The following is an 18,050-nucleotide window of genomic DNA, read 5'->3' as shown; positions in this document are numbered from 1 at the left end:
TTTTCTGTTAAAAGATATGAAAACCAATCGGCAGACGTAAACCGAGAAGAATGGTCACGATCGCGAGTACGATAAAACCAATCAATACACCAGTCACCGATTTTCCTTTTTTCTTGCGTACAAGAGTCATTTCCATGAAGCCAATCACAAGGATACCGAGAATCATTTTACCGATATACTCGCCACCGAAACCTGGAATCTTCATTCCTGTGCGAACATACAGCTCTACGCCTGTGGCGATAATGATCAAGTACAATAGTCTGACAATCATGTGCACAATTTTAGCACCTTTGTCGTTTTTACCTGCTAGAGCAAAGGCCACGAAGAATAAAATAATTCCTAGCACCCATGCTGTAATATGTAAATGCGTTCCCATTTGTTATTTCCCCCTTTATCAGAACAATTACCTTCTCATCGTACCACGAAATAAGTCGAACACAAAACGACAATCCTGTGTCATATTACTCTTTATTTGACGCGATTTGATAGCGTTCCAATCGGTTCAATCGTAATATCGATTTGATCCCCTGAAGCTAAGAATTTAGGCGGTTCAAAGCCTTTTCCAACCCCAGAAGGTGTTCCCGTTGCAATGATGTCACCAGCTTCTAGTGTCATCCCTTTTGAAAGAGTAGACACAATGTTCTCGATGGAGAAAATCATTAATTCTGTACTTGCAGACTGGCGAACCTCTCCGTTAACCTTTGTTTCCACATGAAGCGCGCTATGATCCTCGATTACAGACTTATGCACAATATAAGGTCCTATCGGGCAGGTTGTATCTAAGCTTTTCCCTATAAAAAATTGTTTGTGTTTTTTCTGTAAATCTCTTGCCGTTACGTCATTTAAAATGGTGTAACCAAATAGATAATCCTTGACTTCTTCAGGTGCAATATTCTTTCCCGATTTGCCCATCACGATCGCAAGCTCCCCTTCATAATCCAGTTCACTCGTCACATCTTCATGAAGGAGGATATCCGCTTCATGTCCAACGACTGAAGTAGGTGCCTTTGTAAAGATCATCACATCTTTAGGAATATCCGCTGCACTTCCCATCTCCATGACATGATCTTGATAATTCTTTCCAACACACATAATGTTTTTAGCTGGCTTTGGAATGGGCGCATGGAGTTTCACGTCCGACAGCGGATAAACATAAGAACCGCGGTCTTCTTCTTTTTTCTCAGCCCAGTCAAGGAGCTGTTTGACATGCTCAACAAACTTGTCCCCCATATGAATACATTCAGCTAAAGAGTTCGGCAGTGTCTCTAGCTCGAATAATTTGGCTTCTGCCTTTTTGACGTCCATGACCCATTCATCATCAATGACTACCCCAATAAACATCCTGCTATGTATCTCACCTGTAAAAAACTTCATGTCTTCCCCTCACAATCTTCATTTCGCTAAGTGGTGATGTCTCATTTTATTTCTCTATGAAATAAAAAAAACCCTTTTTTATCATACTCTCTTTTAAAAAGGGTTTCAAAAAAGATGATCTGATGTTTAGCGGTAGCGGCGATACTCCCACATGTTCCCTTGATCCCATTTACGATCAACATTTCCTCTGCTGCGGGAATAATGCTTTTTCTTTCCACATCTTTTGCAAGAGTGGCTGCGGCGCGACTTGTGGCTCTTCTTATGATGGGATCTGTGCTTGCTGCGATGTGACTTGCGGCAACTCTTCTTATGATGCGATCTGTGCTTGCTGCGATGTGACTTGCGGCAGCTCTTCTTATGATGCGATCTGCATTTGCTGCGGTGTGACTTGCGGCAGCTTTTCTTATGATGGGATCTGTGTTTGCTGCGACATGATTTTTTCGGTTCGCTCTTTTTGCTTCTGCAAGATTTTTTGCTTTTATATGACTTTTTACTCTTCATGCTTTTCTTCGAGCGATAACTTTTCTTTGAACGATAGCTTCTGTAGCTTTTTTTACTGCGGCATGATTTACGGCGTCCACCACCGCCAAAGAACCAATGACCGCGACTTGAATGACGAGAACGAGCTGACTTATGCGAACGTCTCGATTCTGGTTCACGATCTAAGTGATGATCACGCCCCTCACTTTTAAGTGAATCCACTGCATGCTCAATATGTGAATGATCAAATGTGCTCACGAACGATTCCCCTCCCAGTCTATACTTTGACAAAACAAACAGATCAAGCTGTTTATCTTCTCTGCTTTATGTTACGAGAATTGATAGACAAGTGTTCTTGGCGGATGCCCCTTTCTTTTAAAACTCCATGAATACCTAACAAACGGGTACAGGACATTCCTTCATTTTCATATCGTAAAGAAGAGCAAAGGAGGAGGATGAACGCATGACCACAGAACCTTTAAAGCAAATGGATATTTGGATTCATCCAAAGGACCTGATTGAATTAAGAAAAGACATATGGAACGACGAACCTGTTGAGGGCATTTTGAAAACTGGCCAGATCAAATCACACATTTATGCTTCATATCGGGGGTCTCACATCAGAAAGCTGAAAAAAAAGTCCTATCAAATTGAATATCGAAAGCCAAAGCAAAGACAAGGCGAATCGATCTTTCATTTAAATGCAGAATACAATGACCCTTCGTTTATCCGAAACAGACTGTCCTTTTATTTCTTCGAGCAGATAGGGGTGCTAAGTCCTGCTGCGGCTCATGTGTTTCTCACGATAAACGGAAGAAAAGAAGGCATTTATTTAAAAATAGAATCCGTCGATGAGCACTTTTTTCAGAAAAGAGAGCTTTCAGAAGGCGGCATTTATTATGCAGTCGATGACGACGCCAACTTTTCCCTTTTGAGTTCATTTGATAAAAAGCCAAAAAAACACCTTCTCCTCGGGTACGAGAAAAAAACAGGGAGTTCTCAACATGATCAACAGCTGAGTGAATTTATTTACTTTCTCAACACAGCGAAAGATGACATATTTGCCGAAAAGATTGGGCATTACCTAGATGTGACCCAGTATTTCCGCTGGCTCATTGGTGTCGTGTGCACACAAAACTTTGACGGCTTTGTCCATAACTACGCTCTTTATGTGAATGAACAAGGCAGATTCCAAGTGCTTCCTTGGGATTATGATGCGACATGGGGCCGTGACATTCATGGAGAAGAAATGGCGTTTGATTATATTCCAGTAAGCGGCTTTAATACGTTAACTGCTAGATTACTAGATATCCCTTCGTTTAAGAGAGCCTATTACACGCTTTTCCAGCACGTACTCGATACACATTTTTTAGAAGACCAGCTTTGTCCAATCATTGAGAAATGGCATGCTTCTATTGAGAAGCGAATTGGAGATGATCCTTATACAAGAGACCGAAAAGACATTCTACGATCAGAACGAGAGGTCATCCGGCAGTATATCAACAAAAGACGACGTTATTTACAGACTGAAATAAGAAAAGAGAGAGATGTCACGTAAGGACGCTTTCGAATTTTGTCACTTTATTACTCATATTGACGAAACAACTTTTTTTATAGAAAAATAGGGTATACTAACCATATCCTTCTATTTGATAAAAAATGTGAGAGTTGGCGTCCGTTATGATCAATTATGAAATTGAACAAAAAAGATTACATTTAATTGAGACCGCAAAAAAATTCGGGATGAATGCCGAAGAAACCATCAGGTGCAGTCAAGAGCTTGACACACTTTTAAATAAAGGCATCAAATACACCTCGAATGAATGCTCTAAAAAAGGGTAAACCATACACCTCATTCCTCTCATCAAAAGCTTTCAAAAAGACAATCACACATTAAAAGACCCATCATAAGCTATGGTGAAACGCCCAAAAACAAAGTGCCTTATTTTTATAAAGGATGTGCACCGCTATGCCGGCTATTGTTGGAGCCTTTAAAGTAAATGCCGTCGGAACGAGCGGAGTCGTTCATGTTGGAGACTGCATCACCATTTCTCCAAATAGTCAGGTTAAAACGTTTGCTGGCGCAGGCAGTTTTAATACTGGTGATCAATTACGCATTAGCAACTATAAAAGTGTGACAAATACGTATGATAGTGATGTCATTGATCAACCGCTTGTTGGTAACTTGTAAGGAGTGAGAATCCATTGAACTTCTATATTAATCAAGCGATACAAATTAATTACTTACGAGTGGAGTCTGTGAGTAACTCATCCGTTCTGCAAATCGGAAGTGCTGGATCCATCAAGGCATTATCCAATTTGTATAACACTGGAAGCTACGTAGAATCAGCACCTGCCGCAGCAGGCACACAAGGCATTGCAGAATCTCAAGGCGCAACCACGACACCTTTTGTACCGCTTCAGTCACCAACAACATAAGTTCATCTGCAATCCCCGGAGGTGTATGCATATGTATGACTATCAAAACAACGCTTCACAAATGTATGGCATCATTCAAAAGCAAACACAGCAAATCATGATGCTTGAAAAAAGGCTTAATGAGCTTCAGCAGGAAATGCAAATGATCAAAGATAAACCGACAACAACAATTGAACGGATTGATTATCAATTTGATCAACTGAAAATCGAGCGGCTGGAAGGCACATTAAATATCGGCCTCAATCCATCTGATCCAAATAGTGTTCAAAATTTTGAAGTGGGTCAAACAACAACCCCGGGAATTGGAATGATGCAGCAAGAAATGGCTGATCAATTTTTCAATCAAACACGCCAGCTTGTCGATGCATTCTTAAATGAAGAAGCACCACAGCTTCTTGAAGAACTAGAGCAGCGATACGAAGGCTCGCTTGATGAAAGCAACAAGCACCATATCATTGAGGACATTCGAAAACAGATAGACAGCAGAATCAAATATTACGCGGGACAGCTGCCACAAAGGGAAGATATGACACCACTTCAACGTTCCGAGCAAATTGCTGAATATGTGAAACATGATGTCAAACGGGCAATCGAACACTTTTTAGCCCATATTCCAAATGAAACGAAAGGAGAGGAAAACGGATGAATTTCACAGTCGTCAACCGCAACATCGAAACCGGAAGCATCAAAGTAGTTGGGGTATCGTCCTCTTCCCTATTTATTATCGGGGACACAGACCATGTACAATTGTCATCGATTTTCGATACACCGCCAGAATCATTAATTATTGGCCCGTTTGTTCCTCTATCCCCTCGATAATGATAAAGCGCACATCTCAAGTGAAGTTCTCGAAGGTGAATTCTGTGGGGATTTCGAGTGTGGTTCAAATTGGTGATACACAAGAGTTATGCCCGAACGTGAAGGTGTTAGCTGTTCAGCGAACGATTAGTTTGTTTTATGGAAATGAAGCCGAAAACCTAGATGCAAAAGAATTTGAAGTGTATTATGAGCCAATCCCATTGATGCTGCCAGAACGAAAAGTTAGAACGGCCTTTTATCATGAAAAGCCTCTCATTAAAGTTTCGTCAATTCATGTAGAAGGGGTCTCTTCCTCCTCTATCTATCAAATCGGCTCTACGTGCGGGATAAATGCCGTTGCACGAGTAAAGCATATTCGAGAGTTATTTAGCAACAACGACGAAAATCCGCCAAACTCACAATTGGACCTCCCTGCGCATATGATGGTGATATGACTTCGAATAAAGGATGTCGATTATGCCAGCAATTGTCGGACCCATTTACATTAACTCGATTTCTGGGGGCGTCGTAAACGTCGGTGACTCATTTTATCTTTCGCCTAAAAGTTCTTCAAAATCTGCTTTAGGCTCTGGAGCGGGGAATACCGGAGATTTCTTGATTTTAAATAATGGCATTAGCGCCACTAACTATGTGGATCCTGACTTAAACGATCAGAATATGGTAGGCAATGCATAAAGCGGCTCCTCTACATCCATTTCACTTAGAGGAGCGCTTTTTTATGTTTATTTCTTTCTACGTTGTCTTGATTTCTTTGTTTTGACCAACTTACTTGCCGGCTGCTTTCGAATCCATTTGATGTACGGAACAAGCTTTTCATCTTGTCTAAGCGCATCAAGCGTGTTCAAACGTGCGGCAAGCTCCTGATTTGTATAAAGAGCATGTACTTGTTTATGGCAAGGGATGCACAGGAAGGCAGTCGGTAGAAAGGCTCCGCCCTCTTCTCTTGGGGTCAAGTGATGTTCCGTAAGGACGACCTCTTGTCTTCCGCACAGCTCACATAATCCAATCGTTTGCTTTGCCATCCTGACATCACCTCACTTTACATTAATTCCATTGAGACTGTTGTTCCTTTCCCGCTTGGATCTGCTGGATGGACAATCAGTTTCTTCGGTAGCCTCATTTTCAATTCTTCCACGTGGCTAATAACACCAACTGCTAAATTGTGAGACTGAAGCTTTTCTAATGCGGTAATGACCGTATCAAGCAAGTCTTGATCGAGCGTACCGAATCCTTCATCAAGGAAAAAGAATTGCAGCGGGAATTCACCTCTCAGCTGAATTTGTGCAGAAAGAGCAAGGGCAAGCGCCAGTGATGTCAAGAAGGTTTCCCCGCCGGACAAGCTGGACACGGGACGCCTAACACCGCCATTTGCATCATCACGCATAACAAAGCCGCCTTCTGAGTCGACCTCAATCGCATATCTTTGTCTCGTCAACATACCTAAGCGGGCGGATGCATCACGACTGACACTTTCCAGCTGTTCTTCTGCTAAAAATTCAACAAACGTATTCCCTTTAAAAACAGTTTGCAGTTTATCAAGGCGATCAATTTCTTGCTGCAGTGCTTCCAATCGTTCGTGAATACTTGCAAAGCGCTGATTATTCTCTTCCATCACACGCAGGTGTTCATGTGCGGACCCACTCATTGCAGTCGCTTCTTCCAATGCTTTTTCAGCTGCCTTTTTTCTGTGCTGAATGTCCATCCACTGCTTTTCATCCAGAGACTCTTCTTTCAATAATTCAGAAATTCGCTTTAAGTTTGCGGCACATTCCTTTCTTTTATCCTCAAATTCCTCAATTTCTTGTTTGACCGATTGACGTACTGCTTGTTCCATTGAAACAGACTCAATTTCCTGCGGCATATGAAAAGGAGAAGATTCTGCTGCTGTTTCCCAAGCTGCTGCTGTTTCTTGTTTTCGCTTGTTCGCCTCTTGAAGCTGACGCTCACTGCTTGAAAAATGACTTTGCGCCTCACTAAACAACTGCTGCGCGTGCTGCAATTGCTTGTACGATTGCTGCTCTTTTTCATTAAGAAGAGAAAGGGTGTGTTCAACCTCTATAAGTTCATCAGAAATAGAGGCAGCTTTTAATGGATATCGGCCTAAATCTATTTCATATTGTTGGATAAGCTGCTGCTGACTTTCTAACTGATGCGCTAGTTTATCAAGTTCTTTCTCGACATTGTATATCACTGTCTGCAGCTGCTCTTTTGCTAGCTGTTTTTCTTCCAAAAACGAAATACTTTTCTCAATTCGTTCTTTATAGCCTTCCGCTTGTTGGTCCTTTTCATCGATTTGCTTTTGCATTTCTTGTACTTGATTCAATGTAAGATGCGGGAAGGTCTGTTCAAATTGAGTCGTTTGCTCTGAAAGCTCAGCATGAAGCTCTTTGATCAGCACTTCTAATTCTTCAATGCGCTGCTGTTCAAAAGTCATTTGCTCTTTCATTTTGCTCATCTCTGCTGATTGATCATGCGTTTCATCCATTAAACGAGCTCGTTTCTGCTCAACTTCTTGAATATCTTGCTTTATGCCTTTCCATTCTTGCATCAGATCCTGCAAAGACTGCGAATTTTGTACCATTTCTACTGCTGCAGCGACTTCCGCTCCAGGGGCTTTCTGAGATAAGAAAGCGAATTGCTTCACTAATTGATTGGCATGCGTTTCGAGAAGCTGCTTTGCGGCATACATGTCTCTTCCATAATCCTCTGCCTGCTTGAGCTCTTTGTCCATCCGTTGAATGACTTCATCGACTTGTGCCACGGTTTCTTCATGGTCATTGGATTGCAAAGCCTTTGGATCATGATGAATCGACCCACAAACCGGGCATGGCTCACCATCTACTAGCTCTGCTGCTAATTCTTTTCTTAATTCTGCCGCTCTTACAGCATCTCGCTGCTTTAATTTTTCGAGTTTCTGTTGTTGTTCTTTTTGACTCCATTCTGTCAGAGCTCGTTCGAGTTCACATACATAAAAATAGAGGTGTTCAATTGCTTGAAACGATTGGTATATTTTTTCATGATGGTCGTTTTGCTGCTTTTGAAGCCTTTCATATGCTTCTGAAGTCTGTAAGGCCCGCTTGTTGAACTCCTCCAGCTTTTGCTTTTCCTTTTGAATGCTAAAGTTTATTCTTTCAAGATTTTCACTTAAACGTAAAGCATCCTGTACACTTTTGCGTTCTTTCACTGAAACTTGTAACAGCTCCAGCTCATTCTTCAGCTGTGTTTGTTTCGTTAGTGCACGCTCTAATAGAGATTGGAGATTCTCCGCTTCTTTCTTCTTTTGGAGGAGCTGCTGCGCTTTTTCATTTTTTTGGCGCTCTATGCCCGTCTTTTCCCGAAGAGCTGCCTCTTTTTTACGTTCAATTTCTTTTAGCTGAATCAGCTGCTCTTTCTTTTGGAGAAGGTCTGGCTCTGTCTCTATTTTCTTTTGCCGGTCTTGCTCATACTCCCGCGCCATTTGATCATAGATCGTTCGTTGATGCAGCAGCTGCTTTTCTGCTTCCTGCTTCTCTTTCGATGCTTGAGAAAGCTGTTTTTCAGCCTTTGTCAATGCATTCGCATAGGGCTTTAGCGTCTCTGCCTGCTCTGCGATATGGAGCTTCGCCCTTTTCTCTTCTATTGATGGTGCCAGTAAATTCAGCTTGTTTTGTTCAGTCTCGTAAGCTTCTTGTTCCTTTTGATACTGCCAGATCGTTTGCGCCTTTGTAAAAGCAGTGAGCGCTTCGTCCCGCGCTTGTTTTTTCTCATGAAAAATAGCCTTTGCCTGCTCTGCTGCTTCCTTTGCTTTTGCCAGCGCCTCTGGGCCAGCTTCTCCTAAACCATTCAGTTCAGCCAGCAGTTCATTTTTTTGTCCATAATGCTTTTGAGCCTTTGCACGCAATCGCTTGACGAGCTGATCCCCATATTTCTCCAAGTTAAACAACCGCTGAAGCATTTGACGTCTGTCTGCCCCTTTTAAGGAGAGAAATTCTGCAAACTTCCCTTGAGGTAAGACGACCGCACGGGTAAAATCATCAATGGTTAATCCGAGTAGTTCTTCTACTTTACGATTCACCTCACTCGCTTTATCTGCGAGAACTGTCTGCGTATCACCGATTTCAATCAGGCGGCATAAAGTCGTTCTGACTTTCATTTCATCCGCTCGTTTGAAAGCACGCTCGACTTTATAAGAAATGTGGTGTTCCTTTTGCAAAGCAAATGTAAAGGAAACCGACAGCTTTTCTTCCGCTTGGTTCAAAATACCATGTGTATTATTTAACGCACGCTCCACTTTGCCATAGAGTGCCAGTGTCATAGCGTCTAATATGGACGACTTTCCACTTCCTGTCGGTCCAAATATGCCAAACACACCCGCATCACATAATGAGCTAAAGTCAATTGTTTGTTCTTCTCTGAAGCTATGAAGTCCTTTAATGGTCAGCGTAATCGGCTTCAAGTCGCTTCCTCCTCTTGCATATCATTGGCTAGCTCTAAAAACAGTTTGACTGTTTTTTCATCAGGCAGACCGCCACCTGTCTGGCGCTCATAAAACTTCACGAATCTCTCTTCGATCGAGAGTTTTTCCACTTGCTTTTGCTCTTCTATTTGCTGTAGTTCTTTGAATTTTGGACGAATGTGAACAAACCCACTATGCTGCTTTCGGAGTTGATGAATCTCTTCAATAGAGAGCTGATCTGTTAAATGAATCTCTAGATCAATCCATGCCTGAAGATCCCGTTTTTCATCCAGCCACTCGTACACTTGACTCAGTCCCTCAGTCGCCTTCCATTTCATAAGTGGTTTTCCACTTGATAAAAACACTTCTTTCCAGCTCGCTTTTTCATTCGGTTTTGCCTCCACAATTGTGACTGATTTGGCATAGCCTGATTCAGAAAAGCTATAAGCAAGAGGTGATCCAGAATAACGAGCAATCGTTTTGGCACGTTTGATCGTTTGCGGCCTGTGCAAATGACCAAGTGCAACATAGCAAGCGGATTCTGGCAGGCTTTCAGCCGCAACGGTATATGCGCCGCCTACTTCAATCGGTCTTTCTGAATCTGTTTGACTTCCTCCTGCCACATAAATGTGGCTTGTTGCGATATTGACCGTATCCGGTTGAAATTGAGTACTTAAATGTTGAAACGCTTGTTGAATCTTTAAATTGTAATGATCACGAAGCAATTTCTCTTCGAATGTTTCAGCCAGCACCTCATTTAGCCTCGCCTCAGACGGATAAGCGAGTGCTGCAATGGATAAACGTTCATCCGCAGAAGAAACATCGACACGGATGATGTCATTTGTCGGATATCCAATTAAATGAATCCCTTGATCATTTGTTAAAGGAGATGCGGCTGATAAACGATCCGGATTATCGTGGTTGCCTGAAATGACCACTACCTGGCGTTTTCCTTTATCAGATAAAGCAGATAGACTTTCATAAAAAAGCTGCTCTGCTCTAGCAGGCGGATTCACTGTATCAAAGGCATCACCGGCCATCACAATGACATCAATGTGTTCGTCTTTCACGATTTGATACAGCTCATCTAAAAACTGTGCTTGCTCATCGAGCCGGCTTCGACCTTCAAGGGTTTTCCCTAAATGCCAATCCGCTGTATGCAGAATCCTCATGTGATTCACCTCTCATTTCGATACATTTATAAAGAGATTTCTAAATTCCCATCGAAGAAATAAAGAATTTTCTCCTCTAATGTTCTGTTTGTCAAACGCTCTACAGCTTTTGCATATAATGCTATTTGGGTTTCATAACGCTTTTTCAAGATCGATTCAGCAGCGTCAACTGTATATCTGCCTTGTACTCTATCAGTTTTATAATCTAGTAAATATAGCTTTCCATCTGTTTCAAATAAACAGTCAATCATTCCTTGAATCAGAACAGGCTCTCCCTCAGTATCTATATGACGGTATACCTCTTTAACAGGTAACACCATACTAAAAGACACCTCTCGTTTCACCCAGTCCGCTTTTAGCAGTTTTTGGCCAATTGAAGTAGAGAAGAAAGATGCAATTCCTTCTTGATTAATTGACCGGATCTGCTCATCTGTTAGCAAATCTCGCTGCTGTAAAGATTCGAGCAAGTGTCCTATCTGTGATTCATCATAAGGCTCCTCAGAAGGAAGCGGGATATGCTGCATCACTGTATGCATTGCGGTGCCTTGCTCTGCGGCAGTGAGTGTTTTTTTCTTCATGAAAGCCGGCCGGTCATACAATGTTGCACGAGCTTTTCGAATAGAAGAAGGAACACTGTACTCATCCTGTATTTCTTTCATTCTTTTTATCTCGGAAACTGACTGCTTTGTGCCGACTTGCGAGGCCGCTAGATACGGATATTTCCATGAGAGCCTCTCTGCCACCTTCTCATCAGCATCACCATATCCTTCAACAGGCAGACCATCCATCAATGCTTGTACAATCTCGTCTTGCTCCTTCTTTTCAAGTGACATATCTTCCGTTAAAAGATCAGAAGCTTGCGTAAATGAGATAGTGAATGTAGACGGATGTGAAAGAACAACATCTCCTGCTTCTTCTAAAACAGATGCCATCGCTTGATGACGGATGAGGGCAGGTCCAATGAAATCTAAGTATGTTTTTGATTGATACCGTTCAAAATCAGGAAGCAGCCACTCTTCTCCGGTTGCGGCATTTTGCCATTTACTTAATGCTTTCACCTGATTTTTGACAGAGCCGACCAGAAATAATTTTTCTTTAGCCCTTGTGAGTGCCACATATAGGACTCTCAGCTCTTCAGATAATAACTCTTTTCTCATCTTTTTTTTCATCGCCACAAGCGGTAATGTCGCATAACTAATTCTCAGTTCAGGATGGATGTACTTGCTTCCAAACCCTAGTTCTTTATCAAGTAAATAGGACTGGTTTAAGTCCATCATATTAAAGTTCCTGCCGAGTCCTGCGGTAAAGACGACTGGAAATTCTAATCCTTTACTGCTGTGGATCGTCATCATACGCACAACGTCCTCTGTTTCACTGAACGTTTTTGCCGCACCAAGATCATCCCCACGCTCCTGCATTCTTTCAATAAAACGAAGGAATCGGAATAGCCCTCTAAAGGCAGCTTTTTCATATTGCTTGGCCCTGTCATAAAGGGCACGAAGATTCGCCTGCCGCTGCTTACCTCCAGGCATCCCGCCAACATAATCAAGATACTGCGTGTCACGGTAGACTTCCCAAATTAATTCTGCCACCGAATGATTGATAGAAAAATCACGCCACTTGCGCAGGAATTGGAAAAATCGCTCTAGCTTTTTGCATGTAGGGTGATCAGAATGCGTCACACTCATAAATGCCTTTACAGCATCATAATACGTGCCTTTTTTATCACTTGTTCGAATCAGAGCCAATTCATTTTCATCTAAATGAACAAGAGGTGATCTTAAAACAGCAGCAAGCGGGATATCCTGATATGGATTATCGATGACTTTTAACAAAGAAAGAATGACAGACACCTCTGTTGCTTCAAAATAACCAGAGGAAAGATTGGCATATACGGGGATTCCCTGCTTCTTTAATTCCTCCATCATTTGTGGAGCCCACGGCATAGATCGAAGCAAAATGACAATGTCACGATACTGTAAGTTACGGGTCATTTGCTGCTTTGCATCGTACACTTGAAATGGCTGCTCCACTAATTCTTTTATTTTTTTAGCAATGATTCTCGCTTCAAATTGGACGGTCTCGAGCTCTTCTCGCTCTTCGCCGGTTTCTGCTTCCTGCTGATCTAAGTGGACAAGAAGCATTTCTGTCGTTGTATCTTTGCTTTCTGGATAACTCGCTCCAAGCTTTAATTCAGCTTGTTCATCATATTCAATTTCTCCAACTGTTTCCCCCATCAGCTGCTTGAACAAAAAGTTCGTACTATCTAAAACATCTGAACGGCTGCGGAAGTTTTTATTCAAATCGATTCTCTTCCCTGTTTCTTTGCCGTCTGGTTGAAAGTGTTTATATTTGTTTAAAAAGAGCATAGGCTCTGCCAGCCTAAAACGATAAATAGACTGCTTTACATCACCAACCATAAACAGATTGCCCTCTGCAGAATGTTCTCCTTTAGATACAAGCTTTAAAATGGTTTCTTGTACAAGGTTTGTATCCTGATATTCATCAACGAGCACTTCTTCAAACTGCTGTTGATAGTACTTGGCAGCTTCTGTTTCAATCAAATGTCCTTCTGCATCCTGCTCCGCTAAAATGCGTAAGCAATAGTGCTCTAAATCCGAAAAGTCAACAATTGACTTTTCCTGCTTCGCTCTTTCAAAACGCTCACCAAATTGGATCACAAGCTCTACAAGCGTCTCCACAACTGGCTTCATTTCAGCTAAGCTTTTTAAATGCTGGGCAGGACTGCGCATGAAGTATTCATCTTTTAGTTTTTCTAATTGTTTTTTCGCTTGATTACGTGCATCTGTGGCTTTTTCTAATAAAGCAGGGTCATATTCGTCCCCTTTGCACGTTTTGAGCCTTTTAAAATTGACGTTCGGCAAAAGCTCATAAAGTTTCTCAAAATCATCTTGATGACGGATTAATTCATTGACTTGCTCTAAATCATCTATAAAATTCTCTGCTCTCGGTGCTGGGCCACCCGGCTCTTTTGATAGCGAAAGAGCTCGTTCAAGCAGCTCCTGACAGCTCCGGAGAACGAGAGAAAGATCTTCTTTGATATATGGATAAAACGGTAATTCTTCTACTTTTGTTTGAGCATCTACATCATAAAGTGAAAGAAATGCCCGCATCCATTGCTCAGGGGATGGATGCGATCTTGAAAACTCATAAATTCTCTTCACGAGCCATTGCAAATCTAAGTCGTGACGGTCAGACGTGTAACGGTCAACCAGTTCAAAGAATGATGGCTTTCCAGCCTTATATTCATCCTCAAACAGTTCATCTAACACTTCATCTCCTAATAGTTCTCCTTCTGTTTGATCGGCCAAACGAAAGCCTGGATCAAGATCAATTTCATAGTAAAAGGTGCGCAAAACCTGCAAGCAAAAGGAGTGCAAGGTTGAAATATTGGCTCGATTCATGAGGGACAGCTGCCTTCTCATATGAAGAGACCCAGGGTTTTTGGCTAATTCTTTTTCAAGTGCTTCTGTGATCCGATGCTTCATCTCTGCCGCAGAAGCATTTGTGAAAGTTACAACAAGCAGACGGTCCACATCAACTGGAAGTTCAGGCCGGGTCATTTTTCGAATCAGGCGTTCAACCAAAACAGCTGTTTTACCCGACCCTGCCGCCGCCGCAACCAAGATATCTTGTCCTTCTGAAACGATGGCTTCCCACTGGTCATCCGTCCACGTACTGTTATTCGGTTTTGGTATTTGCATACTGATCCCCTTCTTTTTTGATCCGGTCTATCACAACATCGTCCTTTTCAGAGGTGAGCACTCTAAAATCATTATCTTCTATTGATTCATCGAATTGGCAAATAGACTTGAAAGAACAAAAGCGGCAAGGTGTTTGATCCTTTAATTTATATGGATTAATTGTGACCTCTCCATTTGTAATTCTTTCACCTGCTTCTTCAAATGTACGCCGAACGTGTTGTGTGAGTATATGGAAATGATCTTCACTTAAAACTGCCGAATCAGAACGGAAAGACCCATCCTTTTTCAAGCCAGCTTGAATGACTTGCGATCTACCTGAATCAAGCGTTTGATCCATTAGCTTTACTGCTTCCACATCTTCAAGCAATAAACCCTTCATTTTAAATTTATTGTATATTTCCTGCTCAATTTCATCTTCTGCAAGCGGAATTGGTGCTTGAATGAGCGGATCATGAATATGGAAATATAAAATGCCAGCAGGCGTTGCTTCTACGCCGAGCCACTCTTTCGAATACGTAATGGTTAGGTCTAAGTATGTGAGCATTTGCAAGGCAAGACCATAGTATACTTCTGCTAGGTCAAGACCTTTCTCACTGGATTTGTAATCGACGATTCTTAAAAGCAGCCCTTTTGAACCTTCTGCTTTATCTACCCTGTCAATTCTTCCGACAAGTTCCATCGTGCAGCCATTCTTTAATTGAAAAGTAAACGGCGGCAAAGGTCCTTGCCCCCCGAAACCTAACTCAAGCCCTACTGGAGAAAATCCACTCACTTTGGCATGTTCACTTAATATAGAAGAGACTCGAATTAGGATTTTCTGGAGCTTTTCTTTAATATAAGCATGCCGATTAGAGCTTAATAGAATTTCCTTTTGAAGACGCGGAGCAAGCTGTTCGATTGCATGTCTTGAATAGGTGACACAATCTTCCTTCGTTAGGTTTTTCCAATCCTTTTTTTGTTCAACTAGCGTATCTGAAATATGCTTCAAAGCCGAGTGAAACAACTGGCCGATATCGGGTGCTTCCAATTTGTAAAATTGTCGATCCTTAAGTTTTAAGCCGTGGGAAGCAAAGTGAGAAAATGCACACGCATTGAATTTCTCCATTCTTGAAACACTGCCCTGAATATGATCACCGTAAAGCTCTTTTGTGACATTTTGCTTTAAAGGCTTCGCTCGATTTGTAAAGAACAAACTTGACATGATGTTTTTTGATACATCCCGATTAGGAGATGTCATTAAGTAGTTATAGACACTCCACCATACACCGCTAATGGGATATTGATTGAGCCATTGCTGCAGCTGTGAGACAGTATACGACAACGAAACATGCTCATTCGCTACAAATTTTAATTGCTCATTGTCTTCCAGCTGTTCTGGATCTAACACATAAAGAGCGTGCTGATGATTTGGCATAAGCTCTTGGCAATACTTGATGAGTGTTGAAGGCAATAAAGAACGTCCTTCTGCATCAGAAGCCGCATAGGATAGATACAAATGATGGGATGGACTTGATAACGCTTGGTAAATTAAAAATTGCTCATCTAGCAGCCGTTCTTTTCCTGTCTCTGCCAGCTCTGCTCCTGCTCGTTTTAACCATTCTCGGTCATCCTCAGACAATACACTCTCATCAGAGGGGCGTGCGGGAATAACGCCATCGTTTACACCAATGATAAACGTACACTTCACTTGATACATTCTGGATAAATCCATACTTCCGATAAATACTTGATCGAGTGAAGGCGGAATCAAAGCGAATTTTAGAGAAGCTAATCCTGTATCTATCATCTGTTGGAATAAAGGAAATGAGAGCTCTTCGTCACCTAGCATGTCAACAAATTCATCCATTAATTGAATCACAGCATCCCATACTTGCCCGTGCTGCATTGCTTCAGCTAATCGACCTGCTTCTTCAGCCTCAAGCCTCGCTTTTTCAAGCTTGTCTGGTACTTGTATCTCTTCTAAAAAGACATAGACAGCCTCTACCATGTCCCTTACCTTTTGCGCTTTTTTAAGTCTTTTCTGCAACTGGTAAAGCGGGGGCGTGATCCATTCTTTGACATCATTTAGCATTTGTTCCATTTCGATTTCTTGATCTGTTTGCCTGAAATCCTCATCTAATGATTGGAAGCGCCTGTAATGAAACCGGGAACCATTTGTCCAGCGCTCTCCTTTCACACCATAAGCAATACAATAGTTTTCGAGCTGATCTGCCTGCTCTCTCGCTTTGTTCTTAGTGATTTCAAGCGGAAATAAGAACTCTGTTTTCACGCAGCGAAATACCGCCTCATACCGCCAATTTCCTTTTATGACATCCAAGCTCGAACGAATCAATTCAATGAGCGGATGATACTGCATCGATTCATTTCCATCAATAAAAAAAGGAATGTCGTAATCTCGAAAAACCTCTTTTAACGTATCTTTATAGTCGTCTACATGCCTCGCTACAATCGAGATATCTCGGAGTCTGAGTCCTTTTTCTCTCACTAAATCAAGGATGTCTCTCGCTACTCCCTCAATTTCAGCTCGTTTATTTGCACTTTTAGACACTGTGAGATGAGGGGTGTTTTCCTGATATGGCTGTACTGGCCGCTGCTCATATTGGTGTTCTAAATAAGCAAGATCTGGTGTATAAAGGTGCCGATGATTTCTTTCAAAAATGGTTTCAGAAATGTCAGCTCCGCACTCTTTAGCAAGCTGATAGAGCTGGAAATACGTTTTACCTGTCATACGAAATAAATCAAGTTCATTTGGCTGCCTATCATGATAGGATCGATCTACTGTGAAAGCCGCAGTTATTTTTGCTGCATGGAGCAAGAGCTGTTCAATGACAAGAAGCTGCTGCGGTGTAAATTGATAAAAACCATCGATATAAATATGTGCTCCTTTTATTTCTTCAGCTGAAGGAATTTGCTGGGCAAGAAGAGTCAAATAGTCTTCTGAGTGCACATATTCATCTTGTAAATGCTCCTCCATCTGCTGATAAAGAACATGGAGATCATGCAATTTTTCGGCTGCCCGTCTTTCTTCTGTATACTCTGAATGCATGCTTTCCACTGAAATTTTCTCAATTTCCTCAGGCGGCATACAGTATCTTTTGAATTCAGCCATCGTTTTTTCGATTTGCTCCACAAACCCTGGCTTATCACTGGCTTTTTTGAATACTTTAAACTTGTCTTTCTGCTCTTCAATCACTTTTCTTAAAAGCATTTGAATTCCTGTGCTTGTCACAAATTGCCGGTTCGCTCCACCAGTCTGCTGTAAAATAGACCAAGCAAGACGAGTAAAACTAAAAACTTTAGCTCTGATCATTCCACCGGCTTCAGACGTTTTCGCAAGCTCATATTCCATTAAAAATGTCATTTGATCCGGGACTAAAAAAATGATTGGCGGACCCAACGGATCAAGCCGAAGCTGTTCTTTGATTTCCTCTAAGATTGCAGTCGTTTTTCCACTCCCCGATCTGCCTGCTAAAAACTGAATCTCCACGTTCCACAACACCTTTCTTATGTACTCATATTCTAGCGAAAATAAAGGTAAATAGCTATTTTCCGATCACGTTCCCATTCTCCTTTCTGAAAAAAACATAGGCACCTTTCCTCACTCTT

At 41.8% G+C, this 18,050-nt stretch carries 15 protein-coding genes; 8 read left to right on the top strand and 7 right to left on the bottom strand.

Going from position 1 to position 18,050, the window contains the following annotated elements; all coding sequences use genetic code 11:
* Window positions 1-7: 7 nt before the first annotated feature.
* A complete protein-coding gene (locus MHH68_RS05380) occupies window positions 8-376 on the bottom strand; it encodes a YisL family protein (protein ID WP_058014350.1) in 369 nt (122 codons plus the stop codon).
* A 92-nt stretch (window positions 377-468) separates the two neighbouring features.
* Window positions 469-1,374: a fumarylacetoacetate hydrolase family protein gene (locus MHH68_RS05375; protein WP_058014351.1), complete on the bottom strand. Its 906-nt coding sequence runs from the start codon at window positions 1,372-1,374 to the stop codon at window positions 469-471.
* A 943-nt stretch (window positions 1,375-2,317) separates the two neighbouring features.
* Between MHH68_RS05375 and MHH68_RS05370 the strand changes: the two genes are divergently transcribed.
* From MHH68_RS05370 to MHH68_RS05335, 8 genes are all read left to right on the top strand, one after another.
* On the top strand, window positions 2,318-3,412 hold the full coding sequence (locus MHH68_RS05370) for a CotH kinase family protein (RefSeq protein WP_180309266.1): 1,095 nt from the start codon (window positions 2,318-2,320) through the stop codon (window positions 3,410-3,412).
* Window positions 3,413-3,534: 122 nt separating this feature from the next.
* On the top strand, window positions 3,535-3,696 hold the full coding sequence (locus MHH68_RS05365) for an aspartyl-phosphate phosphatase Spo0E family protein (RefSeq protein WP_012009503.1): 162 nt from the start codon (window positions 3,535-3,537) through the stop codon (window positions 3,694-3,696).
* Between the two features lie 127 nt (window positions 3,697-3,823).
* The gene (locus MHH68_RS05360; RefSeq protein ID WP_003211745.1) at window positions 3,824-4,045 is read left to right on the top strand and encodes a spore germination protein; all 222 of its coding nucleotides are present in this window, start codon (window positions 3,824-3,826) and stop codon (window positions 4,043-4,045) included.
* A 14-nt stretch (window positions 4,046-4,059) separates the two neighbouring features.
* Window positions 4,060-4,293 carry a spore germination protein GerPB gene (locus tag MHH68_RS05355; protein ID WP_058014353.1) on the top strand — a complete coding sequence of 78 codons (234 nt, stop codon included), beginning with the start codon at window positions 4,060-4,062 and terminating at the stop codon, window positions 4,291-4,293.
* Between the two features lie 31 nt (window positions 4,294-4,324).
* Window positions 4,325-4,939 carry a spore germination protein GerPC gene (locus MHH68_RS05350; RefSeq protein ID WP_058014354.1) on the top strand — a complete coding sequence of 205 codons (615 nt, stop codon included), beginning with the start codon at window positions 4,325-4,327 and terminating at the stop codon, window positions 4,937-4,939.
* Window positions 4,936-5,112: a hypothetical protein gene (locus MHH68_RS05345; RefSeq protein ID WP_058014355.1), complete on the top strand. Its 177-nt coding sequence runs from the start codon at window positions 4,936-4,938 to the stop codon at window positions 5,110-5,112. Before MHH68_RS05350 ends, MHH68_RS05345 begins: the two co-directional genes overlap by 4 nt.
* The gene (locus tag MHH68_RS05340) at window positions 5,112-5,546 is read left to right on the top strand and encodes a spore germination protein GerPE (RefSeq protein WP_058014356.1); all 435 of its coding nucleotides are present in this window, start codon (window positions 5,112-5,114) and stop codon (window positions 5,544-5,546) included. Before MHH68_RS05345 ends, MHH68_RS05340 begins: the two co-directional genes overlap by 1 nt.
* Before the next feature lie 22 nt (window positions 5,547-5,568).
* Window positions 5,569-5,787: a spore germination protein gene (locus tag MHH68_RS05335; RefSeq protein ID WP_003211468.1), complete on the top strand. Its 219-nt coding sequence runs from the start codon at window positions 5,569-5,571 to the stop codon at window positions 5,785-5,787.
* 47 nt (window positions 5,788-5,834) lie between these two features.
* Here the strand turns inward: MHH68_RS05335 and MHH68_RS05330 are convergent, their stop codons facing one another.
* From MHH68_RS05330 to addB, 5 genes are read right to left on the bottom strand one after another with little or no spacing between them, the layout of a single operon-like run.
* A complete protein-coding gene (locus MHH68_RS05330; RefSeq protein ID WP_017360217.1) occupies window positions 5,835-6,134 on the bottom strand; it encodes a hypothetical protein in 300 nt (99 codons plus the stop codon).
* A 17-nt stretch (window positions 6,135-6,151) separates the two neighbouring features.
* Window positions 6,152-9,547, bottom strand: a complete 3,396-nt coding sequence (locus MHH68_RS05325) for an SMC family ATPase (RefSeq protein WP_339165445.1) — start codon at window positions 9,545-9,547, stop codon at window positions 6,152-6,154.
* Complete coding sequence (gene sbcD / locus MHH68_RS05320; protein WP_058014359.1) at window positions 9,544-10,719, bottom strand: exonuclease subunit SbcD; 1,176 nt, start codon at window positions 10,717-10,719, stop codon at window positions 9,544-9,546. Before sbcD ends, MHH68_RS05325 begins: the two co-directional genes overlap by 4 nt.
* Before the next feature lie 26 nt (window positions 10,720-10,745).
* The gene (addA, locus tag MHH68_RS05315; protein WP_339165443.1) at window positions 10,746-14,444 is read right to left on the bottom strand and encodes a helicase-exonuclease AddAB subunit AddA; all 3,699 of its coding nucleotides are present in this window, start codon (window positions 14,442-14,444) and stop codon (window positions 10,746-10,748) included.
* Entirely contained in the window at window positions 14,422-17,931 is a 3,510-nt protein-coding gene (gene addB / locus MHH68_RS05310) for a helicase-exonuclease AddAB subunit AddB (RefSeq protein ID WP_339165441.1), read from the bottom strand. Before addB ends, addA begins: the two co-directional genes overlap by 23 nt.
* Window positions 17,932-18,050 lie beyond the last annotated feature (119 nt).

Source organism: Bacillus sp. FSL K6-2841 (genome assembly GCF_037976435.1).
Taxonomy (GTDB): Bacteria; Bacillota; Bacilli; order Bacillales; family Bacillaceae; genus Bacillus; species Bacillus pumilus.
The sequence above is the reverse complement of the archived record's forward strand: the minus strand, read 5'-3'. Positions and strand labels throughout refer to the sequence as shown.